At 63.0% G+C, this 24,679-nt stretch carries 26 protein-coding genes; 17 read left to right on the forward strand and 9 right to left on the reverse strand.

Annotated features, from left to right (window positions below):
* Positions 1-3 precede the first annotated feature (3 nt).
* A complete protein-coding gene (locus Q0949_RS14300; protein ID WP_299373524.1) occupies positions 4-279 on the reverse strand; it encodes a hypothetical protein in 276 nt (91 codons plus the stop codon).
* 124 nt (positions 280-403) lie between these two features.
* Positions 404-2,128 (reverse strand): serine protease, encoded by a 1,725-nt coding sequence (locus Q0949_RS14305; protein WP_366524037.1) that lies wholly within the window; start codon positions 2,126-2,128, stop codon positions 404-406.
* Between the two features lie 170 nt (positions 2,129-2,298).
* Between Q0949_RS14305 and Q0949_RS14310 the strand changes: the two genes are divergently transcribed.
* From Q0949_RS14310 to Q0949_RS14355, 10 genes are all read left to right on the forward strand, one after another.
* Complete coding sequence (locus Q0949_RS14310; RefSeq protein ID WP_299373527.1) at positions 2,299-3,240, forward strand: glycine--tRNA ligase subunit alpha; 942 nt, start codon at positions 2,299-2,301, stop codon at positions 3,238-3,240.
* Entirely contained in the window at positions 3,237-3,593 is a 357-nt protein-coding gene (locus tag Q0949_RS14315) for a glyoxalase superfamily protein (protein WP_299146239.1), read from the forward strand. Before Q0949_RS14310 ends, Q0949_RS14315 begins: the two co-directional genes overlap by 4 nt.
* Entirely contained in the window at positions 3,590-4,114 is a 525-nt protein-coding gene (locus Q0949_RS14320) for a DUF6446 family protein (RefSeq protein WP_299373529.1), read from the forward strand. The genes Q0949_RS14315 and Q0949_RS14320 overlap by 4 nt, the downstream gene beginning before the upstream one ends.
* Positions 4,114-6,162 (forward strand): glycine--tRNA ligase subunit beta, encoded by a 2,049-nt coding sequence (gene glyS, locus Q0949_RS14325; protein WP_299373532.1) that lies wholly within the window; start codon positions 4,114-4,116, stop codon positions 6,160-6,162. The genes Q0949_RS14320 and glyS overlap by 1 nt, the downstream gene beginning before the upstream one ends.
* Before the next feature lie 113 nt (positions 6,163-6,275).
* The gene (locus Q0949_RS14330) at positions 6,276-8,840 is read left to right on the forward strand and encodes a putative PEP-binding protein (RefSeq protein ID WP_299373535.1); all 2,565 of its coding nucleotides are present in this window, start codon (positions 6,276-6,278) and stop codon (positions 8,838-8,840) included.
* A gap of 149 nt (positions 8,841-8,989) precedes the next feature.
* The gene (locus tag Q0949_RS14335) at positions 8,990-9,631 is read left to right on the forward strand and encodes a cell wall hydrolase (protein WP_299373538.1); all 642 of its coding nucleotides are present in this window, start codon (positions 8,990-8,992) and stop codon (positions 9,629-9,631) included.
* Positions 9,632-9,727: 96 nt separating this feature from the next.
* Positions 9,728-10,657, forward strand: coding sequence for a dihydroneopterin aldolase (locus Q0949_RS14340; protein WP_299373541.1), 930 nt, complete (start codon positions 9,728-9,730; stop codon positions 10,655-10,657).
* A gap of 4 nt (positions 10,658-10,661) precedes the next feature.
* Positions 10,662-11,645, forward strand: coding sequence for a dihydropteroate synthase (gene folP, locus Q0949_RS14345; RefSeq protein ID WP_299373544.1), 984 nt, complete (start codon positions 10,662-10,664; stop codon positions 11,643-11,645).
* On the forward strand, positions 11,642-12,988 hold the full coding sequence (gene glmM / locus Q0949_RS14350) for a phosphoglucosamine mutase (RefSeq protein WP_299373547.1): 1,347 nt from the start codon (positions 11,642-11,644) through the stop codon (positions 12,986-12,988). The genes folP and glmM overlap by 4 nt, the downstream gene beginning before the upstream one ends.
* Before the next feature lie 59 nt (positions 12,989-13,047).
* Positions 13,048-13,542: a hypothetical protein gene (locus Q0949_RS14355; RefSeq protein ID WP_299373549.1), complete on the forward strand. Its 495-nt coding sequence runs from the start codon at positions 13,048-13,050 to the stop codon at positions 13,540-13,542.
* On the opposite strand, the gene Q0949_RS14360 is transcribed toward Q0949_RS14355, so the two are convergent.
* From Q0949_RS14360 to Q0949_RS14370, 3 genes are read right to left on the reverse strand one after another with little or no spacing between them, the layout of a single operon-like run.
* Positions 13,539-14,468 carry a DMT family transporter gene (locus Q0949_RS14360; protein WP_299373552.1) on the reverse strand — a complete coding sequence of 310 codons (930 nt, stop codon included), beginning with the start codon at positions 14,466-14,468 and terminating at the stop codon, positions 13,539-13,541. The genes Q0949_RS14355 and Q0949_RS14360 overlap by 4 nt on opposite strands.
* Complete coding sequence (locus tag Q0949_RS14365) at positions 14,458-14,805, reverse strand: antibiotic biosynthesis monooxygenase (protein WP_299373555.1); 348 nt, start codon at positions 14,803-14,805, stop codon at positions 14,458-14,460. The genes Q0949_RS14360 and Q0949_RS14365 overlap by 11 nt, the downstream gene beginning before the upstream one ends.
* On the reverse strand, positions 14,802-15,125 hold the full coding sequence (locus tag Q0949_RS14370; RefSeq protein WP_299373558.1) for an NIPSNAP family protein: 324 nt from the start codon (positions 15,123-15,125) through the stop codon (positions 14,802-14,804). The genes Q0949_RS14365 and Q0949_RS14370 overlap by 4 nt, the downstream gene beginning before the upstream one ends.
* A 70-nt stretch (positions 15,126-15,195) precedes the next feature.
* Here Q0949_RS14370 and Q0949_RS14375 point away from each other — a divergent pair, with 70 nt between their 5' ends.
* Genes Q0949_RS14375 through Q0949_RS14385 form a run of 3 tightly spaced genes read left to right on the forward strand, consistent with a single transcriptional unit; the run spans position 15,196 to position 16,672 of the window.
* Positions 15,196-15,879: a winged helix-turn-helix domain-containing protein gene (locus Q0949_RS14375; protein WP_299373561.1), complete on the forward strand. Its 684-nt coding sequence runs from the start codon at positions 15,196-15,198 to the stop codon at positions 15,877-15,879.
* A 30-nt stretch (positions 15,880-15,909) separates the two neighbouring features.
* Positions 15,910-16,227: a metalloregulator ArsR/SmtB family transcription factor gene (locus Q0949_RS14380; protein WP_299373564.1), complete on the forward strand. Its 318-nt coding sequence runs from the start codon at positions 15,910-15,912 to the stop codon at positions 16,225-16,227.
* Positions 16,220-16,672: an SRPBCC domain-containing protein gene (locus Q0949_RS14385; RefSeq protein ID WP_299373567.1), complete on the forward strand. Its 453-nt coding sequence runs from the start codon at positions 16,220-16,222 to the stop codon at positions 16,670-16,672. The genes Q0949_RS14380 and Q0949_RS14385 overlap by 8 nt, the downstream gene beginning before the upstream one ends.
* 60 nt (positions 16,673-16,732) lie before the next feature.
* Here Q0949_RS14385 and ilvC read toward each other — a convergent pair whose 3' ends face one another.
* A complete protein-coding gene (gene ilvC / locus Q0949_RS14390; RefSeq protein WP_299373569.1) occupies positions 16,733-17,755 on the reverse strand; it encodes a ketol-acid reductoisomerase in 1,023 nt (340 codons plus the stop codon).
* 130 nt (positions 17,756-17,885) lie between these two features.
* Between ilvC and Q0949_RS14395 the strand changes: the two genes are divergently transcribed.
* From Q0949_RS14395 to Q0949_RS14405, 3 genes are all read left to right on the forward strand, one after another.
* Entirely contained in the window at positions 17,886-18,341 is a 456-nt protein-coding gene (locus Q0949_RS14395; protein WP_299373571.1) for an Lrp/AsnC family transcriptional regulator, read from the forward strand.
* On the forward strand, positions 18,338-18,796 hold the full coding sequence (locus Q0949_RS14400; protein ID WP_299373573.1) for an Lrp/AsnC family transcriptional regulator: 459 nt from the start codon (positions 18,338-18,340) through the stop codon (positions 18,794-18,796). Before Q0949_RS14395 ends, Q0949_RS14400 begins: the two co-directional genes overlap by 4 nt.
* Before the next feature lie 115 nt (positions 18,797-18,911).
* Positions 18,912-20,039, forward strand: a complete 1,128-nt coding sequence (locus Q0949_RS14405) for an aminotransferase class V-fold PLP-dependent enzyme (RefSeq protein ID WP_299373575.1) — start codon at positions 18,912-18,914, stop codon at positions 20,037-20,039.
* Positions 20,040-20,042: 3 nt separating this feature from the next.
* On the opposite strand, the gene Q0949_RS14410 is transcribed toward Q0949_RS14405, so the two are convergent.
* Both Q0949_RS14410 and Q0949_RS14415 read right to left on the reverse strand, forming a co-directional pair.
* The gene (locus Q0949_RS14410) at positions 20,043-21,254 is read right to left on the reverse strand and encodes a UbiH/UbiF family hydroxylase (RefSeq protein WP_299373577.1); all 1,212 of its coding nucleotides are present in this window, start codon (positions 21,252-21,254) and stop codon (positions 20,043-20,045) included.
* A 61-nt stretch (positions 21,255-21,315) separates the two neighbouring features.
* Complete coding sequence (locus tag Q0949_RS14415) at positions 21,316-21,963, reverse strand: pyrimidine 5'-nucleotidase (RefSeq protein WP_299373579.1); 648 nt, start codon at positions 21,961-21,963, stop codon at positions 21,316-21,318.
* A 104-nt stretch (positions 21,964-22,067) separates the two neighbouring features.
* Here Q0949_RS14415 and Q0949_RS14420 point away from each other — a divergent pair, with 104 nt between their 5' ends.
* Positions 22,068-22,721: a GntR family transcriptional regulator gene (locus tag Q0949_RS14420; RefSeq protein WP_299373582.1), complete on the forward strand. Its 654-nt coding sequence runs from the start codon at positions 22,068-22,070 to the stop codon at positions 22,719-22,721.
* Here Q0949_RS14420 and Q0949_RS14425 read toward each other — a convergent pair.
* The gene (locus tag Q0949_RS14425) at positions 22,718-24,589 is read right to left on the reverse strand and encodes a glycosyltransferase (protein ID WP_299373585.1); all 1,872 of its coding nucleotides are present in this window, start codon (positions 24,587-24,589) and stop codon (positions 22,718-22,720) included. The genes Q0949_RS14420 and Q0949_RS14425 overlap by 4 nt on opposite strands.
* Between the last annotated feature and the right edge of the window lie 90 nt (positions 24,590-24,679).

Raw genomic sequence — 24,679 nt, forward strand, 5'->3', positions numbered from 1 at the left:
CGCTTACATTTTTGAGCCTTCGGCCCGGTAGATACCGCCCCATGTGGTGCCTGCGATATAGCTTGGGCAGCCCTTTTTGCGGGTGTTGATGATGAGGAACCACATGGTTTCGCCCGGACGGCCCGCACGGCTGTATTCACAGCCCAGCGGATGCACCCACCATTGGCCCTGATAGGACACGGGCGGCTTGACAACTGCGGCGCTGGCGGGGGCCGCGAGGCCCATGACCATGCCGACGGTTGCGACCATTGCGGTGGATTTGAGAATAAACTTGAACATGACACACTCCGATCACTGATGACGTTGACAGCGCTCCCACGCCTCGGTGTCACAATGGTCTTTTGGCCGTTAACAGCGGGCTAACGGCCAGCGGTGTCTTGCGCCGGATTTTAACGAATTGCCGTCAATCCCAGCAGCTGACCAGCACGGTCATGCCTGTGGCTTCGCCTGTGAGGTCGATGGGGTCAATCGGCGTGCTGCTGTTGGTGATACCGGCGGCCATGCCGGCCTGTGCCAGCACATCCTGTAGAGCCTCGCGGTCGAGGGCAAAGCGCACACCCGCAGGCAGGGCGCGCCCCGACTGCGTTTCTGGCAGGAGCATGCCAAGCACACCGCCCCCGGCGTCCAGTACCGGGCCACCGGCATCGCCGGGCAGCGTATCCATCGCGATGCGGGCCAGGTCCGGTTCGCCCGCCAGCCCCTTGAGATCGTTGAGCGTGCCAAAGGTCATCGACGGCGCGCCCAGCACCCCTTCGAAGCTGTAGCCCGCGGCGGCGACCTCGGAGTTCAGGCGCGGCGCGCGGTCGCTGAACCGGGCGACGGCCAGCGGATCAAGCGCGGTCTTGGGTTTGAGCACGGCGGCACCGCGCGCGGCATCGACGACCGTCAGCTCGGCTTCTGTTTCGGTGTCCAGTGTCAGGCGGGTACAGTTCTGCACCGCTTCGGCGGTGGTGATGACCGTGCCACGCCGATCCACGAAAAAGCCCGACCGCGACAGGCGCGGTTTGCGCACTTGCAGACCCGCCACCAGATCGATGGCCTGTTCGCCCGTGCTGGCCTCGGGCGGGATCACGCCTGCGAGGCGGGTAAAGCTCTGCTCCATCTGGTCGATCAGGCGGGTGCGGCGTTCCTCGTCGCCGCTGGGCCACACGAGGGTAAACCCCTTGATCATGCCATCCTCAAGAGCGACGCGGGTTTCGGAGACGCGGTTGGCGTCCTCGCCCACCAGCACGAACGAGCTGTTCTTGCGGTCGCGCGGGCCGTCCAGCGGCACCACGTCCAGCGTCTGCATGATGTCATAGAGGCCAAAGAGCGTGGTCTGGTCGCCTGCCTGGCTGATCAGCAGGACGGTCGCGTCGATATCGCCTGATCGGGTGTAATGGGCGAAGGGGTATTCGTATTTCTCGAAGCTGACGACATTTGTGGGCAGCAGCATTTCGATGCCTGCGGTGTCGTCGCGCACGGTGTCGAGGCCGAGACCATCAAGGACGGAGTTGTAATCCTGGAGCAGCACGGCGCGCTGTTTCGTCGTCAGGATGCCGGTGACGTCAAAGCCCTTGCGTTCCTGCCATGCGGCCATCGCGTTGCGTGTGCCACGGCCAAAGGCGCCGTCGATGCCGCCCTGGTAGGTGCCCGCCCATTGCAGCGCGACTTGCAGTGCCTCGCGTTCCGCGCGGGACAGTTCGCGTTCGCTACGCTGGGCCTGGGCGGGGGTTTCGTCGGCAGGTGGAGTTTCGATCACCGGGGCCGCCGGGGTGGCCGTTGCGGGCGCCTGCACCACGCCGCGGTCCAGCACGTTTGCACCCACGGGCCAGAACTGCTGGCGGAAGCTGGAGGGCAGGGCGATGTAGCTGTCGCGCGGGATCACGCCCTCGGCGCGGTAGACGCGCAGCACCTGTTCGGCGTCAGACCGGGCATAGGGGCCCAGCGCGATGCCATACCAGCCACCGCCCAGCGAAAATCCGTTCACATCAGGCAATTCGGCCGCATAGTCCTGCGCCCGCTGGGTTGCCGTGGCCAGGCTTGGCTGTGCTTCGACCTGGATCCACACGGTCTCTGTCTGGGCCCGCACGACCCCGACCGTCATGACCAGAACCGCCCACACCAGCGCCAGTTTTCTAATAATCACCCGACATCCCCTTGATTGGTCTTTGTGCCCATTTTTGTTCGGCCAAAGATAAGCAGGAAACCGCTGCAATGAAAATGGGGGAATACCTCCAAAAAGAGACCTCGCGCGCAATTGACCTCGTTCGGGGTGGGCCGTAGGAAAGGCGCGCATCTTCCAAAGGTCCGTGCCCCATGTCCGACACCGTTTCGACCCCGCGTTCGTTTCAGGAAATCATCCTGCGGCTTCAGACATATTGGGCGACGAAGGGCTGCGCCATATTGCAGCCATATGACATGGAAGTGGGGGCGGGTACGTTCCACCCCGCGACGACCCTGCGGTCGCTGGGTGATCAGCCATGGGCCGCGGCCTATGTGCAGCCTTCGCGGCGGCCTACGGACGGGCGGTACGGTGAGAACCCCAACCGGCTCCAGCACTACTATCAGTACCAGGTGCTGATCAAACCCAGCCCGCCGGATCTGCAGGACCTGTACCTCGGCTCGCTCGAGGCGATCGGGGTGGATATGGCGCTGCACGATATCCGCTTTGTCGAGGATGACTGGGAAAGCCCGACGCTGGGCGCGTGGGGCCTTGGCTGGGAAGTGTGGTGCGACGGGATGGAAGTGTCGCAATTCACCTATTTCCAGCAGGTGGGCGGGCATGATTGCCACCCTGTCTCGGGCGAGCTGACCTATGGGCTCGAAAGGCTGGCGATGTATATCCTTGGCGTGGATCACGTCATGGACATGCCGTTTAACGACCCGCAAACGCCCATTCCGCTGACCTATGGCGACATCTTCAAGCAGACCGAAGAGGAATATGCCCGCTGGAATTTCGACGTGGCCAACACCGACGTGCTGCTGCGCCAGTTCGAAGAGGCCGAGGCAGAATGCGAGAAGATCCTGAGCCAGGACCACGTCGACCCCAAGACCGGCAAGCGCATCGTCATGGCGCATCCGGCCTATGACCAGTGCATCAAGGCGTCGCACATGTTCAACCTGCTGGACGCGCGCGGCGTGATCTCTGTCACGGAACGGCAGGCCTATATCGGTCGCGTGCGGGCGCTGGCCAAACAATGTGCTGATGCGTTTGTGCAGACACGGGCCGGGGGTTGGACCCCGGAGGGCGCGGCATGACTTACCTGAATGCGACCCCTGTGTTGCGCGTCTCTGACTACCAACGGGCCAAGGCGTTTTACATGGACGTACTGGGGTTCGACGTGGTGAACGAGGCGGGGGAGCCGGTGACAGGCTTTGGCATTTTCGTGGCCGGTGGCGCGCGCGTCTTTCTGCACAGCTGGGAAGGGCCGGAGGCGGCCTGGGACGGGTGGCGCGGGTATTTCTACTGCCCCGATCTGGATGCGATGATCGCCAAGCTGACAACGCTAAAGCAGCCGTTCAAAGGCCCGGAAACCACATTCTACAACATGCGAGAAATCGAAGTGACCGATCCGGACGGCAATGTCCTTTGCTTTGGGCAAGACGCATGAGCGGAAAAATCATAGGAATTATCCTCTTGCTCACTGGCATCATCGCGGGCGCAGGTCTCTATTACCTGCAAGTCTATGGCTTTTACGAGGACGTGGATTTTGACGTTCCGAACGAGATCGAAATGGTGTCGATTGTATCCGGCGTGCCCGAGCCGCTGCTCGTTCATGTATTGCAGGCCATCGACGCCGACAGCTCGCCGATCCGGTTCCGCGCCTGCTTCGAAACAGAGGCGTCGCTGGCCATGCTGACCGAGACCTTTGTCGGTCTCGAACCTGTGACACCGCGAAACGCGCCGCCCTGGTTCGAGTGCTTTAACGCCGAAGCGTTGGGCGCAGAGATTGAGGCGGGAACCGCGCTGACTTTTCTCGGCCAGAAGAACGTGCATTTCGGCGTGGACCGGATTGTCGCGATCACCGAGGACGGGCGTGGCTATATCTGGCACGAGCTGAATGATTGCGGCGAAAAAGCCTATGACGGAACGATTGTGGGCGAAGAATGCCCGAGACGGGACACTGAATAATGCCTGACCTGCTGATCGAACTCTTTTCCGAAGAAATCCCCGCGCGGATGCAGAAACGTGCCGGTGAGGATCTGCAAAAGCGGATCACGGATGGTCTGGTAGAGGCGGGGCTGACCTATGCCTCGGCGGCGGCGTTCACCACGCCGCGGCGGTTGTGCCTGACGGTCGAGGGCGTGGTGGGCGAATCGCCCACCCTACGTGAAGAGCGCAAGGGGCCGCGTGCCGACGCGCCGGAAAAGGCGATCGAAGGGTTCCTGCGCGGCGCGGGCCTGACCCGTGATCAGGTCGTGACGCGGCCCACGCCCAAGGGCAATGTGTTGTTCGCGGTGATTGAAAAACCGGGCCGCCCTGCGGCGGACATCATCGCCGAAGTATTGGCGCAGACGGTGCGCGATTTCCCTTGGCCCAAGTCGATGCGCTGGGGCAGCGGCGCGTTGAAATGGGTGCGCCCGTTGCAGTCGATCCTGTGCATCCTTGCCGACGAGGCAGGCGCGCAGGTCGTGCCGGGTGACGTGGACGGCATCGCCTTTGGCGACACGACCGAAGGCCACCGTTTCATGGCGCCGGGCCGATTTTCGGTCACGTCTTTCGAGGATTACGAGGCAAAACTGAAGCGATCCTTTGTGGTGCTGGACAGCCAGGCGCGGGCTGAGACCATCTGGCATGATGCGACCAATGCGGCCTTTGCCTCTGGGCTTGGGGTGGTCGAAGATGCGGGCCTGCTGGCCGAAGTTGCGGGTCTGGTGGAATGGCCCGTGGTGCTGATGGGGGAAATTGGGAGCGATTTTCTGGACTTGCCAGCCGAGGTTCTGCAAACCTCGATGAAAGAGCATCAGAAGTTCTTTTCTGTAAGAAATCCCAAGAGTGGTCAGATCGAACGGTTTGTCACCGTGGCCAACCGCGAGACGGCGGACAATGGCGCGACCATTCTTGCGGGCAACGAAAAGGTGCTGAGCGCGCGATTGGCGGATGCAAAGTTCTTCTGGGAAAACGACCTGCGCGTGGCCAAGTCGGACATGAGCATCTGGACGCAAGCGCTTGAAAACGTGACGTTCCACAACAGGCTTGGATCGCAAGCCGACCGGATCGGGCGCATTGCAGCGCTGGCGCGTGACCTGGCGCCCGTGGTCGGCGCGGATGCAGACATGGCCGAAGAGGCCGCACGACTGGCCAAGGCGGATCTGAGCTCTGAAATGGTTTATGAATTCCCCGAACTTCAAGGGCTTATGGGGCGCTATTACATCGAAGCATCAGGCCGCGATGCGGCCATTGCGGCGGCGGCAGAGGATCACTATTCGCCCCTTGGCCCCTCGGACAAGGTGCCGACCGCGCCGGTCTCTGTCGCCGTGGCGCTGGCGGACAAGCTGGACACGCTGACAGGCTTCTGGGCGATTGATGAAAAACCCACCGGGTCAAAGGATCCCTTTGCCCTGCGCCGTGCGGCGCTGGGGGTGATCCGGTTGATTTTGGACAACGGGCTGACACTGCCGTTGGGCGGGACCTTTGGCCCACACGCGTGGTCCGACAACCTGCTGGCCTTCTTCCACGACCGGTTGAAAGTTTATCTCCGCGATCAGGGCATTCGTCATGACGTCATTGATGCGTGCATCGCGATGGAGGGCAACGATGATCTCACGCTCTTGGTCAACCGTGCGCGAGCGCTTTCCGCGACGCTGGCCACGGATGACGGCGAAAACCTGATCCAGGGGTTCAAGCGCGCCAACAACATCCTAAGCCAGGCCGAGGCGGCGGACGGGGTGGAATATTCCTTTGGCGCGGACCGGAAATACGCAGAAACAGACGAGGAACGCGCACTCTTTGACGCGTTGGATCAGGCGGATGCCCGAATTGTGCCCGCTATGGACGCACAGGATTTCGCGACTGCCATGGCCGCGATGGCAGCGCTGCGCGGTCCGATCGATGCGTTTTTCGAAGCGGTGCAGATCAACACGGACGCGCAAACCGTGCGCCGCAACCGTCTGAACCTGCTCAGCCGCATCCGGACGCTGTGCCTATCCGTGGCGGACCTGTCCAAGATCGACGGATAACCCCTTCCTTTCGCTGCAAATACCTCGGGGGAGTCGCGGCACGCGACGGGGGCGGCGCCCCCTGACCCGTGACGAACCTGACATCAACACTTGTCACGTCAATGCGACAGTCTATGCTGCGCCGCGAGAGGAACGCCGCAGTGCAGAATAATCCGAATACCACGCTGGTGACACCCACCGCCCCAATCGCCACGGCGACCCATGGGGGGCGGGCCAAGTGTTTGCAGCGGTTGGCGCGGCTGGCGCTGCCGGTGCCGACCACCGTGGCGCTGTCCTTTGATGCGGTTCACGCGATTGCCAGCGGGCATTTGCCCGATATCGACGCGATCCTGCGGCAGTTTCCGGACGATGCCTTGTTGTGCGTGCGACCATCGTCAGAGGACCCGGACTGGGGCGGCCCGTCCGCGATCCTGAACATCGGGATGAACGACGCGCGCTACGAAGTTCTCTGCGGCACGTTGGGGCCGGATGCGGCCTCGGCGCTCTATACCCGCTTTGTGCAAAGCTATGCGATCCATGTGGATCGGCTTGATCCTGACATGTTCGACGACATCGCGGGCGAGGGGCCGGAGGCGATGGCGCAGGTCTTGCGCGCCTATGAAGACGAGACCGAGCTGGCCTTTCCGACCACGCGTGCTGAGCAACTGGCCGGTGTTCTGAAATCCATGGCGCGTGCGTGGGAGGGGACCTCTGCGCGACTTTTACGGCAGGCCAAGGGCGCGCCTGCGGATGCGGGCCTGGGCCTCGTGGTGCAGCAGATGGTCTTTGGCATCGGTCAGGGCGAAAGCGGGGCAGGCGTCTTGCAGCTGGTGTCGTCGCAGACAGGCAAGCCGCAGATCACCGGGCGCTACCTGCGTCAGAGCCAGGGGCGCGACGCGCTGCGCAGCGACGCGTCGAGCCTATATATCACCCGCGACAGCCGCGGCCCGTCGCTTGAAGAGCAGGTGCCTGAGTGCTTCGCCCAACTGGTCGATCACGCCCGCCTGATGCGCACCAAGCTGCGTGAGGAAATGCAGGTCGAATTCACCATTGAGAACGGGGCCTTGCGGATCCTTGACGGGGTGCGCGTGGCGCGGTCGTCGAGGGCGACTGTGCGGATTGCGGTGCAACTGGCGCGCGACGGGATCATTCCGCGCCAGGAGGCGTTGATGCGGGTCGAACCCAACCGCCTGAACGAATTGCTGCACCGGCAGGTGGACAAGCACGCCAAGCGCGACGTTTTGGGTCAGGGCATTGCCGCCAGCCCGGGGGCGGCCACGGGGCGGCTGGTGTTTTCGGCCGCGGACGCGCAGGCCAGCGCGTCTCGCGGCGAAGATTGCATCCTCGTGCGGCGCGAAACCTCGCCCGAGGACATTCGCGGCATGCATGCGGCCAAGGCGGTGATCACCGAGCGCGGGGGCATCACCAGCCACGCGGCGGTGATCGGGCGTGGCATTGGCCTGCCGTGCGTGGTGGGTGTCAGCAATATGCGGTTTCAAACGCGCCGCGGGCAATTGGTGACTGACGACGGACGCGTCATCTCCGCGGGCGAGACGGTGACGGTTGATGGCACCAACGGCACCATTCTGATGGGCGCGCCAAACATGCAGGAGGCCGCGCTGGACGACGCGTTCCAAGACCTGATGGACTGGGCCGATGCCGAACGCGACATCGATATTCGTGCCAATGCCGACACGCCTGCCGACGCGCAGACCGCCCGCAACTTTGCAGCACAAGGCATCGGGCTGTGCCGGACGGAACACATGTTCTTTGAGGCCGGGCGGCTGACGGTCATGCGCGAGATGATCTTTGCCGAGACAAGCGACGACCGACGCGCCGTGCTGGACCGGTTGCTGCCGATGCAGCGCGCGGATTTCATCCAGCTCTTCAGCATCATGCAGGGCCAGCCGGTGTGCATACGCCTCTTTGACCCGCCCCTGCACGAGTTTCTGCCCACCGACCGGAACGGCCAGCGCGAGTTGGCCGACGCACTGGATCTGCCCCTGTCGGACGTGACCCGGCGGATCGAGGCGATGATGGAATACAACCCCATGCTGGGCCTGCGCGGCGTGCGGTTGGGTGTGACCGTGCCGGAAATCTACGAGATGCAGGCGCGCGCGATTTTCGAGGCCACGGTAGAGGCCAGCCGTGATGGCGATCCGGTGGTGCCCGAGATCATGATCCCGCTGGTCAGCGCCAAGCGCGAGGTCGAGCTGGTGCGCACCAATGTGGATGCCGTAGCCGCTGCCGTGACCGCTGAGATGGGGGCCGAGTTCACCTATCGTCTGGGCATCATGGTCGAGACCCCGCGTGCCGCGCTGCGCGCCGGAGAGATCGCGCAGCATTGCAGTTTCCTGAGTTTCGGCACCAACGATCTGACCCAGATGACCTATGGGCTCAGCCGCGATGACGCGGGCCGGTTCATGTCCGATTACGTCCGTCAGGGGGTGTTCGTGGAGGATCCGTTCCACACGCTGGACATCGACGGGGTGGGCGAATTGCTGCAACTTGGGTCCGAACGTGGCCGCGCCGCGCGGCCCGACGTGACGCTGTCGATCTGCGGGGAGCATGGCGGCAATCCCGAATCGATTGCCTTTTGTCGCAATGCCGGGTTCGACTATGTGTCCTGTTCCCCGTTCCGTGTTCCGGTGGCACGTTTAGCCGCAGCCCAGTTGGCGATTGGTCACAAGATAGGGTAGGTCCCCCGATCCGGCACACTTTATGGGCGTGTGCATCAACGTTGCATACGCTTGTGCATGGCGGGTATGTGCCCAGCCATTGGGCAAAAACTGGACGAACCAGCATTTTTTGACTACATGCCCCAGATCGAAAGAAACCTGGGGTTTTCATGCAACGGATTCTGAAAGGCGCTGCTGCGCTGGCGCTTTTGGCGTTTTCGGGTGGCCTTGCCACGGCGGAGACATCGGTGGACAGCACGGCAAACGCTTTGCAAAAAGCCGAGGAACGCGGGTTGAACGCGGTCCCTCCGCAGCGGTTGAGCGAATTCCTGTCCGAACCGGCCGAAGCGTCTCAGGTGTCCTTTACCCGCAGCTGGTTGAACGAACAGCCCAATGCGTCGGGCGGTGCACAGTGGCGGTGCCTGAGCGAGGCGCTCTATTTCGAAGCGCGCGGCGAGACGGTCAAGGGCCAGTTCGCCGTGGCCGAAGTGATCATGAACCGGGTGGCAAGCGCGCGCTTTCCGTCTTCGGTTTGCGGGGTGATCAATCAGGGTACGGGCCGCAAGTATCAATGCCAGTTCACCTATACCTGCGACGGTGCGCCCGAGACGATCCACGAGCCGCGCGCCTTTGCGCAAGTGGGCAAGGTCGCGCGCACGGTTCTGGACGGTCGTGCGCCGGACCTGACGAACGGGGCCACGCATTACCACACCACGGCTGTTCGCCCTAACTGGGCGCGGGTCTATACCAAGACCGCCAAGATCGGCGTGCACATCTTCTACCGGCACACGTTCCGCACCGCGTCGAACTGACGTTTTTGCGCCCAAAGGCGACGCCTTTGCCCCTGTCCCTCATTTGGCCGCGACGTTAGAAGTGCGGCTCTGACCCGCTTGCAAAGGACATGGTTGATGGCGTCTGAAATCCGGCTTGCATTCGCCCATCCATCGGAGCGCGCTGCGGCGACCGCCAGTGCCGAGCCGCTGGACCGCATCTCGGTGCGCGAGCATACGGTTGATGTCGAGATCGGGGCGTTTCAGGCCGAACGCGGGGTCACGCAGCGCATCTGTTTCAACATCGTGGTCGAGGTGCGCCCGCTGACCGGTCCGATCGATGACGATGTGGACCGTATTCTGAGCTATGACAAGGTGACGGAGGCCATCGCATTTGAATTGGCCGAGGAACGGCTGAATCTGCTGGAGACGTTGGCCGAACGAGTGGCGGACCGCATTCTGATGGAGCCGCAGGCGGTGCGAACCTTCGTGCGTGTCGAAAAGCTCGACCGGGGTCCGGGCGCTCTGGGTGTGGAAATCGTGCGCAGCCGCGACGCGGCACAGCCCGTCAGCGCAACCGAAATCGAAGAAGACGTGCTGCACCCCGAACTGGTGTTCCTGTCCAATGCGGCCATCGCGTCGGAGAACCTGAGTGGCTGGATCGATCAGCTTGAACAAATGGGCCGCCCGCTGATCTTCTGCGTGGGGCCCGGTGATCAGCCCGCGCCTGAGGCAGGCCATCCGCTGGCGCAGCGCCGCGTGGATTTGCTGGCAATTGAGCAGAATGCGTGGGTGCTGGCCGCGCGCGATGCACGCTGCAAGGTGGTCGACACCAGGACCGAGCTCGACTGGGCGATGCGCAACGGGCAGATCAGTGTCTGGGCACCGTCCAAGATCGTGCTGGATGCGGTTGACGGGCCGTCGGCCAAGGGGGCGGATGCGGTTGCGTTGGCCTGCTGGTTTGCGGCCACGTTCGATGCGCGAGAAATGCTGGTGATCGGCGCGGATGCGCCCGCGGCGGCGCCGGTCACGGTCCGCGCTGTACCCGCCAGCCAAGAGACCCTTTAGACCCATGCGCTATCTGCGCCCGTTGATGCAGGTGGGGCCCGCGCGGCCCCAAGGCGCGCGGCGGTTCGGGGCATGCTGGTACACACAAGTCGAGGTGCTGGCGCGAGATGCGGACCCGTATGTTGTCGGGCTGGAGGACTTGCCGGAGGAAGACCTTGCACGGTTTTCCGAGGGCGTGGTTGCCCCGCAGGTGATGGGCATTCTCAACACCACGCCGGACAGTTTCTCGGACGGGGGACAGCACAGCGGGACGGCGGATGCGGTAGCGCATGGTCAGGCATTGGTGCGGCATGGCGCGCAGATCATCGACGTGGGCGGTGAGTCGACGCGCCCCGGCGCGCAACTGGTGCCGGTAGAGGAAGAGATCGCACGCACGGCCCCGGTGATCCGCGCCCTGCGGGAGGCGGGCGTGAAGCCCCCCATTTCCATCGATACGCGCAAGGCGGCGGTGGCGGAGGCGGCGCTGGACGCAGGTGCCACGCTGGTCAATGACGTGTCGGGCTTTACCTTTGATGCGGGTCTTGCACCCCTGTGTGCGGCGCGCGGTGTGCCAGTCTGCGTGATGCACGCGCAGGGCGATCCGCAGACCATGCAGGACAATCCGCGCTATGACGACGTTCTGCTGGACGTCTATGACTTTCTGGATAGGCGGATTTCGGCGCTGGTGGAGGCCGGGATTGACCGGGGACAGATCATTGCCGACCCGGGCATCGGCTTTGGCAAGACGCTGGATCACAACCTTGCGCTCTTGCAGCGGATCAGCCTGTTTCACGGGCTGGGTGTGCCGATCCTGCTGGGCGTGTCGCGCAAACGGTTCATCGGGACGCTTGCGCATGTGCCCGATGCTGCCGACCGCGGGCCGGGATCTGTCGGCGTCGCGCTGGCCGCGCTGGGGCAGGGGGTGCAGATCATCCGTGCGCATGATGTGGCCGATCATGCACAAGCCATTGCACTATGGCGCGCGGCTGTGGCACATCCTGAGGCATGACCAAGCTTTTCGGTACCGACGGCGTGCGCGGCACAGCCAATACAAGCCCCATGACAGCAGAGATCGCGTTGCGGATCGGCGCCGCAGTCGGGCGATATTTCCGCCGCGACGGTGACAGCGTGCACCGCGTGGTGATCGGCAAGGACACGCGCCTGTCCGGATATATGTTCGAGAACGCGTTGACCGCTGGCCTGACCAGTACGGGCATGAATGTTCTGCTTCTCAGCCCGGTGCCGACCCCGGCCGTGGGCCTGCTGACCCGGTCGATGCGCGCCGATCTCGGCGTGATGATCTCGGCCAGCCATAACCACGCCCATGACAACGGGATCAAGTTTTTTGGCCCTGATGGCTTCAAACTGAGCGATGCGGCAGAGGCCGAGATTGAACGGCTGGTGGATGATGGGGTTGAGCCGGTCGCCGCCGGTGAGATCGGCCGCGCGAAACACGTCTATGACGGGCGTTATCGCTATGTGGAGCGGGTCAAGTCGTCCTTTCCCCGGCAGATGCGGCTCGATGGGCTGAAGGTTGTAATCGATTGCGCGAACGGTGCCGCGTACAACGTCGCACCAGAGGCGCTATGGGAGCTTGGGGCGACGGTCATTCCGGTGGGGGTCGATCCCAACGGCCACAACATCAACAAGGGCTGCGGGTCAATGCACCCGCAAACCGCCGCCGAGGCGGTGGTGGCGCATGGTGCCGATGTGGGCATCTGCCTGGACGGCGATGCGGACCGGGTAATCCTGCTTGATGAAAAGGGACGCGTCGGTAATGGCGACCAGTTCATGGGCCTGATGGCCGCACGCTGGGCCGCCGAGGGCCGGTTGAAGGGCAACGCGCTGGTGGCGACTGTCATGTCCAACCTGGGGCTTGAGCGGTTTCTGCAGGGCCATGGTGTGGGTCTGGAACGCACCGGTGTTGGCGACCGCTATGTGGTGGAACGGATGCGGCAGGGTGGTTTCAACCTTGGCGGTGAACAGTCGGGCCATATCGTGATGACGGATTATGCCACAACCGGCGACGGTTTGATGGCCGGGCTGCAATTCCTCGCGGAACTGGTGCAATCGGGCAAGCGCGCGAGCGAGGTTCTGCACGTATTCGATCCGGTGCCGCAACTGCTCAAGAACGTGCGCTTTGCCGCTGGGCAAACGCCGCTGGAGATGGACAGCGTCAAGGCGGCGATTGCAGATGCCGAAGGGCAGTTGAACGGCAATGGCCGGTTGCTGATCCGCAAGTCCGGCACGGAACCGTTGATCCGTGTGATGGCCGAGAGCGAGGACGAAGCCGTGTTGACGGCCAGCGTCGACCACGTTGTGCAGGCTGTTGAATCTGCGGTTTCTTCTTGACGCGCCTGCACTGGGTTTCTGTAGGGTTGGCGTATTGTCAATAAAACCGAGTACGCACAATGAAGATCGTTTCCTTTTCCCTTTCCATTCTTGCCCTGAGCGCGGGTGCCGCCTTTGCCGATTTGAAGGCCCAGGTATCGTCGCCCTGGGACGGCAAGAAGGTGCCCGCAGGTCAGAACTGCGTCCTTGACGGGGGCAAGGGATCGACACCTCCGTTTCAGGCCACGGGCATTCCAGCCGGTGCCGTTTGGCTGATCGTCGAGTACAACGACAAGAGCTATAAGCCGCTGTCGCGCAACGGCGGTCACGGGACAATCGGGTATGCGGTCAAGGGGACTTCGGGCAGTTTCCCGGCGGTGCCGGGCATGTCCGCGCGGATGCCCAAGGGCGTTCAGCTGATCGCGGCGGCCAAGAGCACCGGGAACTATGCCTCACCCGGCTATCTGCCGCCCTGTTCCGGTGGGCGCGGCAACACCTATGAGGCCGTGGTCAAGGCTGTCGATGCCAATGGCAAGGTGCTGGACAAAACCCGCATGAAGCTGGGCAAGTACTAAGGCGCATCGCTGCGGCGGAAGAGCCGTCGCAGCGCGCCATATTGGCTGAGCCCGACACCAACAAGGATCAGGCTCATTGCCAGCAACAGACTGGGCGGAAGGGGTTCCGAAAGGAACCAAGCGCCCAGCAGCACCGACCACAACGGCACCTGATAATTCGTCAAGGACATGAACACAGGGCCCGCACTGCGGATCACCAGAACGCGCAGCATATTGGCGGCTGCGGTGGGGATCAGGCCGAGAAAGGCAATCACCACAAGGGTTTGGGTGTCGGGGCGCGGCGGCGGCCCTTCGATGATGATTGCGAGCGGGATGGTGATAATGGCGGCGATTAGCAGCAGGACGGTGGAGAGGCCGATGGGATCCACCGCGGGCAGGCGGCGCATCAACACCGAACTGATGCCGTAGCAGCATGCGGCGGAGACACAGGCCAGCCGCCCCGCTGTTTCCAGCGATGCGCCGGAGCTTTCAAAGGCTTGCCCGCCGATCAGAATGCATACCCCGACAAAGCCGATCACAAAGCCCAGCGTCCGCCGCCAGGTCATCCGCTCTCCGGGGACAAAGAAATGCGACAGGGGCAGGACGATCAGCGCGACCGAGGCCATGGAAACCCCCGCAAACCCGCCAGTGACATATTGCTGACCCCATGCCAGCAGCATGAAAGGGATGGCCGTGCTGAACCCGCCGATGGCGATGACGGCCAGCAGGGTGCTACGCGATGCAGGTGCGGAAAACAGGCGCAGCCCCAGAGCGCGCCAGATGATGATCATCAAGACGGCGGCAAAACCAATCCGACCGGCAGCCAGCCAAAACGGCGTGATGCCGGTCAGCGCGATTTCCGTGACCAGAAATGTGCCACCCCAGGTCAGGCCCAGCGTGGCAACCATGGCCCAGCTGGACCACGTGATATTGGCGCTAGCGGTCATGCAACGCCTTGCTGTCGGCCGGGGCTTGGTCCCGTTCGGTCATGCCATAGTCGCGGATCACGCCCGCCACGCGCAGGCGGTAATTGTCAAAGTGGATGTCGCGGCCCGCGCCCTGAGCGTCGCGGTGGTCCGGCAATTTGCGCCAGTGTTCGAGTGCCGCTTCGTCCTCCCAGAACGACAGGGACAAGAGCTTGCCCGGTTCCATAAGCGACTCGAACCGTTCGACCGAAATAAAACCGGGAATGTCCGCGAGATGGTGTTTCAGCGCAGCCGCGCGGTTCAGATAGGGCGTGCGATGGCCCTGCTTGGGCCAGACTTCGAAGATGACTGCGATCATGCGGGACCTCCCATTGGCTTGGACACGTTCCTGAGCCATGTCCGGTCTTCTTTGAGAATGAATTTCTCGGATTGTGCAAACAGGTAATTCTCTTGCCCCAGCGGGTCAGCGGCGAGGCGGGCGCGATATGCCTCGTAAGCGGCAAGGTTTTCAATGTGATAGATGCCATAGGCCAAGGTTGATGATCCTTCGTGGGGTGCGAAATATCCCACAAGGTCCGCGCCGCAGCGGGGGATGCACTGGCCCCAGCGGTCGCCGTATTCGGCAAAGGCTGCGCGTTTGGTCGGGTCGATCTGGTACTGGATGATACAAGTGAGCATGGGTGTTCCTTTCGTGATGGGCGATGAATAGCACTTGGCGATGCGAGAATGCTTCGGCTATGATCAAACTATGAAAGAAGGTCCTGACATCTCTCATATCGCGGCGCTGATTGGTGATCCGGCGCGGGCGAATATCCTGACGGCGCTGATGGATGGCCGTGCACTGACGGCGTCCGAGCTGGCCGAAGATGCGGGCGTGACCCTGTCCACGGCCAGCGGGCATTTGTCGAAACTGGTGGATGCGGAGCTACTCAGCCCGCGCAAACAGGGGCGGCACAAGTATTTTCAGCTTGCAGGCGCGGATGTGGCAGAGGTGCTGGAGGCGCTGATGGGCCTTGCCGCGCGGCGCGGGGCAACGCGCGTGCGCACCGGCCCCCGTGATGCGCAGATGCAGACAGCGCGGGTCTGTTACAACCACCTGGCGGGGCGCTTGGGGGTGCAGATGTATCGCAGCCTCTTGGCCCAAGGCATTCTGGTGGAACAGGGCGAAGACGTGACGCTGACGCCGTTGGGGGTCACGTTTGTGGGTGAGTTCGGTATTGATATCAACGGATTGAAGGCGGGGCGGACCAAGCTGTGCCGCACGTGCCTTGATTGGTCAGAGCGGCGCAATCATTTGGCAGGCAGCCTCGGTCGCGCGATGTTGACCCGGATGGAAGACAGCGGTTGGTTGCGCCGAGATCCCAAGAGCCGGGCGGTGATCATGTCCGCCACGGGACAGGTCGCATTCGACGAGGCGTTTCCCACAGTTTGACATAGTGTAAGTCATTGCTTACCGTAAGTCATGACTTACGGAGAATCACTTGCTGCATTGTCGGACCCGACCCGCCGGATGGTGTTTGAAAGCGTTGCGCGCAGGCCCAATTCGGTCTCTGCGATTGCGGAGGATCTGCCGGTCAGCCGGCCGGCGGTGTCGCAACACCTCAAGGTGTTGTCCGACGCAGGCCTGGTGGAAGTACGCGCCGAGGGTACGCGCCGCATTTATTCGGTTCGCGCGGCCGGGATCGCCGATCTGCGCGCCTATCTCGATCAATTCTGGGATGATGTGATGGCAGGATTTGCCGCCGAAGTTCGAAATATGGAAGGGCAACGCCATGACTGACCCAATCATCAAAACGCTCGACGTGTCGTGTGATGCCGCGCAAGCCTTTGATATCTTTGTAAATCGCATCGCGGCTTGGTGGCCGCTGGACGGGCACGCGGTCTCTGCGGCGGCGGGTAAGGTGGCAGTGGCGGTGACGATTGAACCCAAGGTGGGAGGGGCGGTCTTTGAAACCATGTATGACGGCACGCGCACGGATTGGGGCGAGATTCTGGAGTTTGAGCCGGGCCGCAAGCTGGCGATGACCTGGCATCCGGGCAACAATGCAGACAACCCGACGCGCGTGGAAGTCGTGTTTGATGACCTGCCGGACGGGGGATGCCGCGTCACGCTGACCCATAGCGGTTGGGAGGTCTGGGGCGATCAGGCGGCAGACAAACGCGGCAACTACGATAACGGCTGGGATTTCGTTCTGGGCGAACGGTATGCGGCTGCCGTCAGGTAAAACAGGCGCCCCGAAGGGCGCCTGAGCGAAGGTGCGCCGTGAAGGCGCAACCTGCGGTTCTTAGTTCTTGGATTTGTCGACCATTTTGCCTGCGGAGATCCACGGCATCATGCCACGCAGGGTTTCGCCAGTGGCTTCGATCTGGTGCTCGTCGTTGATGCGACGCGTGCCTTTGAAGAACGGCTGGCCCACCTGGTTTTCCGCCATAAAGTCGCGGACGAACTTGCCGGTCTGGATGTCCGTCAGGATCGCTTTCATGCGCGCCTTGGTCTCGTCGTAGGGCAGAACGCGCGGGCCTGAGACGTATTCGCCATATTCCGCCGTGTTCGAGATCGAGTAGTTCATGTTGGCGATGCCGCCTTCGTAGATCAGGTCCACGATCAGCTTCACTTCGTGCAGGCATTCGAAATAGGCCATTTCGGGGGCGTAACCCGCCTCGACCAGGGTCTCAAAGCCCATGCGGATCAGTTCCACGAGGCCACCGCACAGAACCGCCTGTTCGCCGAAGAGGTCAGTTTCGCATTCTTCGCGGAAGTTGGTTTCGATGATGCCGGAGCGACCGCCGCCGATGGCGGAGCAGTAGGACAGGCCGATTTCCAGGGCACGGCCCGACGCGTCGTTGTCGACCGCCACGAGGCAAGGCACGCCGCCACCTTTGACATATTCACCACGCACGGTGTGGCCGGGGCCCTTGGGCGCCATCATCACCACGTCAACGCCAGCTTTGGGTTCGATCAGGCCGAAATGCACGTTCAGGCCGTGGGCGAAGGCAATCGCGGCCCCCTCGCGGATGTTGTCGTGCACATATTTCTTGTAGGTTTCGGCCTGCAATTCATCGGGCATGGTGAACATGATCAGATCGGCCCAGGCGGCGGCCTCGGCGATGCCCATGGTTTTCAGGCCTTCGCCTTCGGCCTTGGCGATCGAGGGCGAGCCTTCGCGCAGGGCGACGACGACGTTTTTTGCGCCGCTGTCGCGCAGGTTGAGAGCGTGGGCGTGGCCCTGGGAGCCGTAGCCCAAGATGGCCACGTTCATGTCCTTGATCAGGTTGATGTCGCAATCGCGGTCGTAATAAACGCGCATGAAGAGTCCTCCGTTTGATGTCTGGGTGCGTTATAGGATGGGGCATGCGGGTTTTCTGCGTTGCAATTTGCATATTTTTGGAACAATGAAGCGCTAATCATTCATTGTTCTTCAAATATGCAGGAAAATCATGCTTGATGACGTGGACCGGCGCATCCTGAGGCACTGGCAGTCCGACCCAAGCCTTGCGCCGACTGAACTGGCGGAGCGCGCGCGTGTCAGCGCGGGCCAGTTGGCGCGCCGACAGGCAAAGATGCGGGCCGCTGGGTTGGTGCACGGCGTGCAGGCGATGATTGATTGGGCGGCGCTGGGATACGCGGTTGAGGTGTCCTTGCGCGTGACGTTGGACAAAACGCAAGGCAGTGCCTTTGACGAGTTTATCGATGCGGCGCGGGACGTGCCCGAGGTGATCGAGATCCAGACCTTTCTGGGCCGTGTGGATGTACGCCTTTCGGTTATTGCGCGCGACATGGCCCATTACCAGCATCTCTATCGCAGCCGAATCCTGACCCTGCCGCATATCTCGGACATAGAGGCCTTGATGCATGTGGCGCGGATCAAGAGCGATGAGGCGCTGCCGCTGTGATTGATCTGGACGACATGGATTTTGCGATCCTGCGCCATCTGTCCGAGGATGCGGGGCAAGGGGCGGGTGCGATCGGGCGCGCGTGCGGGTTGTCACAACCGGCGGCGTGGCGGCGGATCAAGCGGCTGCGCGACGCTGGCGTGATCCGGGGGCAGCGTCTGCGCCTTGATGCCCAGAAGCTGGGGTTCGGGGTGACCGTCTTTCTTGGGGTGAAACTGGCCACCAAGGGGCGGGTGAGCCTTGAGGATTTCGAGCGCGCGGTGTCTGCGATCCCCGAAGTGCAGACAGTGGAGCATGTGCTTGGCCTCTATGACTACCGCCTGCGGGTGGTCGCGCGGGATCTTCCCGATTTCGAACGGGTGTTGCGGCGGCGGATCATGACCCTGCCCGGCGCGGGCGAGGTGGAGGCGAATGTGCTTTTGTCCGAGGAGCGGCGTCCGGGGCCGATTGGCTGAAAAGCTTTCCGATATGCGGCGCACCGTGCTGCGGTGCCGCGAATGTATACTGTCATAGGCTTTGTCGGGGCCGCGGCGTTGGGTTATGTCCTCTGCAAACAGAGAGGACATACCCATGGCTGCATTGCTTGATACTGTTGATCCCACAGGTTTGGAGGAGTTTTCCGTCGTGTTCACGGACCGGTCGCTCAACCATATGAGCGCTGCGTTCCAGGAGGTGATGAACGACATCTCGGCGATGCTGAAATCCGTCTATCAGGCAGATGCGGTGGTGGTTGTGCCCGGTGGCGGCACCTTTGGCATGGAGGCCGTCGCGCGGCAATTCGGGCGTGGCGCAGATGTGCTGGTGGTGCGCAACGGGTGGTTTTCCTACCGTTGGAGCCAGATTTTCGAAACGGGCGGTCTGACCGCACAGACCCATGTGCTGAAGGCGCGCCAGACGGGCAATGCATCGCCGTCGCCCTTTGCGCCCGCGCCCATCGAGGAGGTCGTGGCGACCATTCGGGATCAAAAGCCGGATGTCGTCTTTGCGCCGCATGTGGAAACCAGCGCGGGTGTGATCCTGCCCGATGACTATGTGGCGGCGATGGCCGCTGCGGCGCATGAGGTGGGCGCGCTGATGGTTCTGGATTGCATCGCGTCGGGCTGTGCCTGGGTGGATATGCGGGCGCTTGGGGTGGATGTGCTGATCTCTGCGCCGCAAAAAGGGTGGAGCGCGTCGCCCTGTGCCGGGCTGGTCATGTTGTCGGACCGTGCCGTGGCGCGAATGGAAGAGACGACGTCCGATAGTTTTGCGATTGATCTCAAGAAGTGGCATCAGATCATGCAGGCCTATGAGAGCGGCGGCCATGCCTACCACGCCACAATGCCGACCGATGCCTTGCGCGATTTCCGCGACACCATGCGCGAGACGGAGGGCTACGGCTTCGGCAAGCTGAAAGAGGCGCAATGGGCGCTGGGTGGCGCGGTGCGCGCCATGTTGTCGGAGAAGGGTGTGACGTCTGTGGCCGCGGACGGGTTCGGCGCACCGGGTGTTGTGGTCAGTTACACCGCCGATCCGGAGATCCAGACAGGCAAGCGTTTTGCCGCCCAGGGCATGCAGATTGCGGCGGGCGTGCCACTGCAATGCGATGAGCCGGCGGATTTCCGGACGTTCCGCATTGGTCTTTTTGGCCTGGACAAGCTTTATGATGTGGACGGCACCGTCGCGCGGCTGCGCCGGGTGGTCGATCAGGTTCTCTGAGGGTCAGCCCGCGGGCCGCGTGCCCAGCCCCAGTTGCATCAGCGTTTTGCGTACGGGTGTGATCTGGTGCAGGGCGTTCAGCCCGAGAGCGCGCGCCTCGCGCATCAGCGGTGCCTGCGCCTGGCTTGCACGGTTGAGCAGGTCCACACCTGTGACACGCCTGCGGATGTCGGCATAGCGGGCATCGTGATAGGCGGTCAGCATCGCGTCGTCGCCAAGGGTGTCCGGATTGGCCTGGGCCAGCTCCAGCAGGCTGGCGGTATCGGCGAGCGACATGTTCAATCCTTGCGCGCCGATGGGTGGGACGACGTGGGCCGCTTCGGCGATCAGGGCCATGCGCGTGCCGGACATTCGGTCCGCAATCTGGCTGATGATCGGCCAGACCGTGCGCCGTGAAGCAAGGGTCAGGGGGCCCAGGATCTCGCAACTGCGCGCGGACATCTCTGCCTCGAACGCGGGAATATCTGCGACCGTCCGGGCCATACTGCGCGGGCCATCGTCCATCCAGACGACTGCGGAACAGGGGCGACCGTCCCGGTCCGGCAGGGGCACGAGGGTAAAGGGGCCACCGGTCTGGTGCACCTCGGTCGATATATTGTCGTGGGGGATCGGGTGGGTCACCGCAAAGGCCAGCGCTTTTTGCCCGAACCTGCGGGTGCGCGCGCCGATGCCCGCGGCTTGCCGCATCGGGGAATTGCGCCCGTCTGCCGCGATCACCAGACGGGTCGCGACCCGCGTGCCATCCGTCAGGCCCACGCGGGCTTCGGCGGTGCGGCCCACAAAGGTTTTCGTGCCGACGCCCGGGCGGAAATCGACGGTCTCCAGCGCGTCCAGCCGGGCCACCATCTCGCGCCGCAGCCGCCAGTTGGGAAAGTTCCAGCCAAAGGGCAGGTCCGACACGTCGGAGGCGCGAAACGCCTTGGCCGCACGGGCGGTGCCATCTGTGCCACCGGCATCGACGATCTGCATCACCTCCAGAGCAGCGGCATGTGGTTCCAGTGTGGACCAGAGGCCTGCGGCCTCGAGCACCCCGTGCGCAGGTTGCAGCATGGCGGTTGTACGCAGATCCGCGCCCGCGTCATCGCCATCGGTGACGGGCGGGGCAGGGTCCACGCAGATGACGGAAAAACCGGCAGTCCCAAAGGCCGCGGCAGCTGTCAGCCCGGCGATGCCGCCGCCGGAGATCAGGATATCGCAGGATGTGATGTCGCTCATGACGTCTCCTTTGACAGGCAATCTAAGCTGCCTGCGCACCGCGCCAAGGCGGCATCCTGTCCTACCCCTGCAACCGGGTGAGGAAACCGGTCAGATCATCCGTGTGATATTGGATATGCGGCGCAGGTGCTGCGGCACTGGCCACGTGCACCGTGCGCATGCCAAGCGCGTGCGGCACGGCCAAGTTGCGCGGCTCGTCCTCGAACATGGCGCCGACGCGCGTGTCGATACCGTCGCGTCCGAACACGCGGTCAAAGGCGGCGCGATCCGGTTTGGGATGGAAATCCGCGTGCTCGACGCCGTAAACCGCGTCGAACAGGCCCGACAGACCACGCGCGGCCAAGACGCGTTCGGCATAGGGCGCGCAGCCGTTGGTATAGACGATGCGCCGTCCCGGCAGGTCGCCGATGCGGTCGGCAAGCGCGCTGTCGGGTTCGAGGTGATCCATGGAAATGTCGTGCACGTCCTCGAGATAGGGCAGTGGATCGAGGTCATGTTCGCGCATCAAGCCCGCCAGAGTGGTCCCGTGATCGTGCCAATACTGCGTTCGCAACTGATCGGCGCGGGCGCGCGAGACGCCAAGCGCGTCCATCACATAGGCCGTCATGCGCACCTCGATCTGATCAAACAGCCGTGCGGAGGGCGGATAGAGCGTGTTGTCTAGGTCAAAGACCCAGGCGCGGACATGGGAGAAATCGGATGCGGACATGGCAACTGCTTAGGCCGCCACCGGGCGGGGTGCAAGTCACGAGGGTTGCGTGCAGGTCGGCGCACGCTCTAGTGTGATGCAATTCAATGACTTGCGAGGCCCGCATGCCTGCCCCACGCCCGAACAACACAGACGCCTATTCCATGATCCTCGACGCGATCGACATCGGCACTTATCGCCCCGGTGACCGGCTGGTGGAAAGCGAGCTGGCGGATCGGTTCGGCGTGTCCCGCACGCCGGTGCGCGAGGCCTTGCAGCGGCTCGAGACGCAATCGCTGTTGTCGCGCGACGGGCGCAGCCTGATCGTCGCGTCTCTGGATCACAACCAGATGTCCGAACTTTATGTGGTGCGGCGCGAGTTGGAGGGGTTGGCCGCATCGCTTGCGGCGCGTCACGCCACGTCCGAAGAGGTGCGCATCCTGCGCGAGATGGTCGAGGAGGACAACGCGCTGATCGGTGACCCACCCGCGCTGGCGCGGGCCAACCGCCGGTTTCACCAGCAGATCCACCTTGCCTCGCATAACCGCTATCTTGTGCAGCAACTCGATCTGGTGCACCGCACCATGGCGCTGATGGCGACGACATCTCTGGCCGCGGTGGGACGGACACGCATCGCGCAGTCCGAGCATGACGCCATCGTTTCGGCGATCGAGGCCAAGGATGAGGCCGCCGCGGGTCAGGCGCTGCGGGATCACATCTCCGTCGCGTTCATGACCCGTTTGAAACAGGATGCCGAGGCGCGCAAGGAAGACGGCTAGGGTTGCGCTGTGCCGTGCTGGGTCTTGTCCCAATAGTAGGGATCAAAGACCAGTTCGTAGAGCGCCTTGTAACTGGCCAGCGCACCCAGCGGGAAATAGAGCGGAAGCGTGAACACCCACGGGATCAGGTGCCTGCGTTCTTTGGCAGACGTTGCAAGGATGCCGATCAGCGCGTTGAGGATTTCGGCAAAGATGAAGAACCCGGCAAGCGGCCAGATGACACCTGCGCCCAGCGTTTCGGTAACCGGGTGAGGCAGGCCGAATGTGGGCAGGAGAAAGCTCCACAGAAGCGGCAGGGTCACGAATTGCGAGAATGTCGCCAGAAACATGACCTGAAACCCGATGAACCGTTTCCAGCCCAGATCGTGCAACAGCGCGCGCGGGTTCCGCATGTGCACGCAATAGGTGATCAGATAGCCCTTGAGCCAGCGCGACCGCTGTTTGACCCAAGGCCAGGCGCGGCAATTGGCTTCTTCGAACGTGGCGGTGGGGATCAGTTCGGTCCGGTATCCCCGCCGCGCCAGTCGCACGCCCAGGTCGGCGTCTTCGGTCACATTATGCGCATCCCAGCCGCCAAGCTCTTCTAGGATCTCGCGTCGAAAGAAGAGTGTGGTGCCACCCAAGGGCAGGACCAAACCCATGCGCGCGACGCCAGGCAGGACAAGCCGCCACCAGCTGGCATATTCGATGGTAAAGCAGCGGGCGATCCAGTTGTAGCTGGAGTTGTAGTAGTCGAGGATACCCTGCAGGCAGGCCACATCCGGTCCTGCCTGGGCGTAATGCGCCACGACCTTTTCGATCTGATCAATCTCCGGCGCGTCCTCGGCATCCCACACCCCGATGATGTCCCCGTCGCAGAAATCCAGTGCATAGTTCAACGCGCGGGGTTTGGTCGTGATCGTACCGTCATCGGGCACTTCGACAACGCGCATCCATTGCGGCAGCTTGGTCCGGGCAAGGGTGGCGCGGGTGACGGCATCCTTGGCTTCGAGCACCAGCACCACTTCGAGCAGGGCCTTTGGGTAGGTGAGGCGGGAAAGTCGGGCAACAAGCGCCTCGGCGATCCGCTCTTCCTTGAACAATGGCACCATGACTGACACACGCGGCAACCGGTGCGGGACGACCTTGGGCAGCGGTTCGGGGGCCGTCGGCACCCGGTCGGTCATTTGTGTAACAAGCGCCAACAATTTCAGCACGGTCGTCAGGACCAGCGTAACCACACCCCATCCGATCAAGGCGGTCATCACCCATAGCGGAAAGGCGATCAGTGCGGCGCCGAAGAGCGCCGCAAGCAACACCAGCCCGCCGTCTCCCAGAGCCTTGAGAGGTGACCAGTCGCGGCAGCTGATCTCTTGTGGAACAAGCGTCACCGCGCGGTGCGCCAGTTCCGCGCCGTGCAGCGTGCTGATTTGCGTGTTGATCTGGTCCTGATCGGCCAGCACGGGTCGGATGTCAAAGCCAGGGGCAGGCGCTGCGGCCCGCAAGGCATCAAAACGGTCCGGCCGGGTTGTCGCGACAAGCAGCGTTGTGCCGATCCATCGCCACGGGACAACGCTAAATTTCTGGCAGAGGCGTGCGGGCAGGGCGCGGGCCATCAGCGGGCTGGGTGGATCGAGCCTTAGGTCGACATGATCGGTGTCGTGCTGCGTTGCAAGCGCATGCAACACGTCGCGCCGGTCCACATGCCCATCGGCGACGAGAATCTCACCCAATGGTGCATTATAGGTGTGCTGTTTGCCGAGTGCTTCGATCAACGTCGTCTGAGTGATCAGACCCGCATTCACCAATTGCCGCCCCACCGGCAAGGTGGGCCGATCCCGCCGCAGGACCGGGCGGGGCTGGGAAAGGCGCAGTAACGGATCGCTCATGATGGGGTCCGAACATATGGCTCGGGCCCACTGTGAAGCTGTCCAGTTAACGAAGCGTTAAGGTTGTGGCGTTGCGCGGATCAATCAACC

The organism is uncultured Tateyamaria sp. (assembly GCF_947487805.1).
Classification (GTDB): Bacteria; Pseudomonadota; Alphaproteobacteria; order Rhodobacterales; family Rhodobacteraceae; genus Tateyamaria.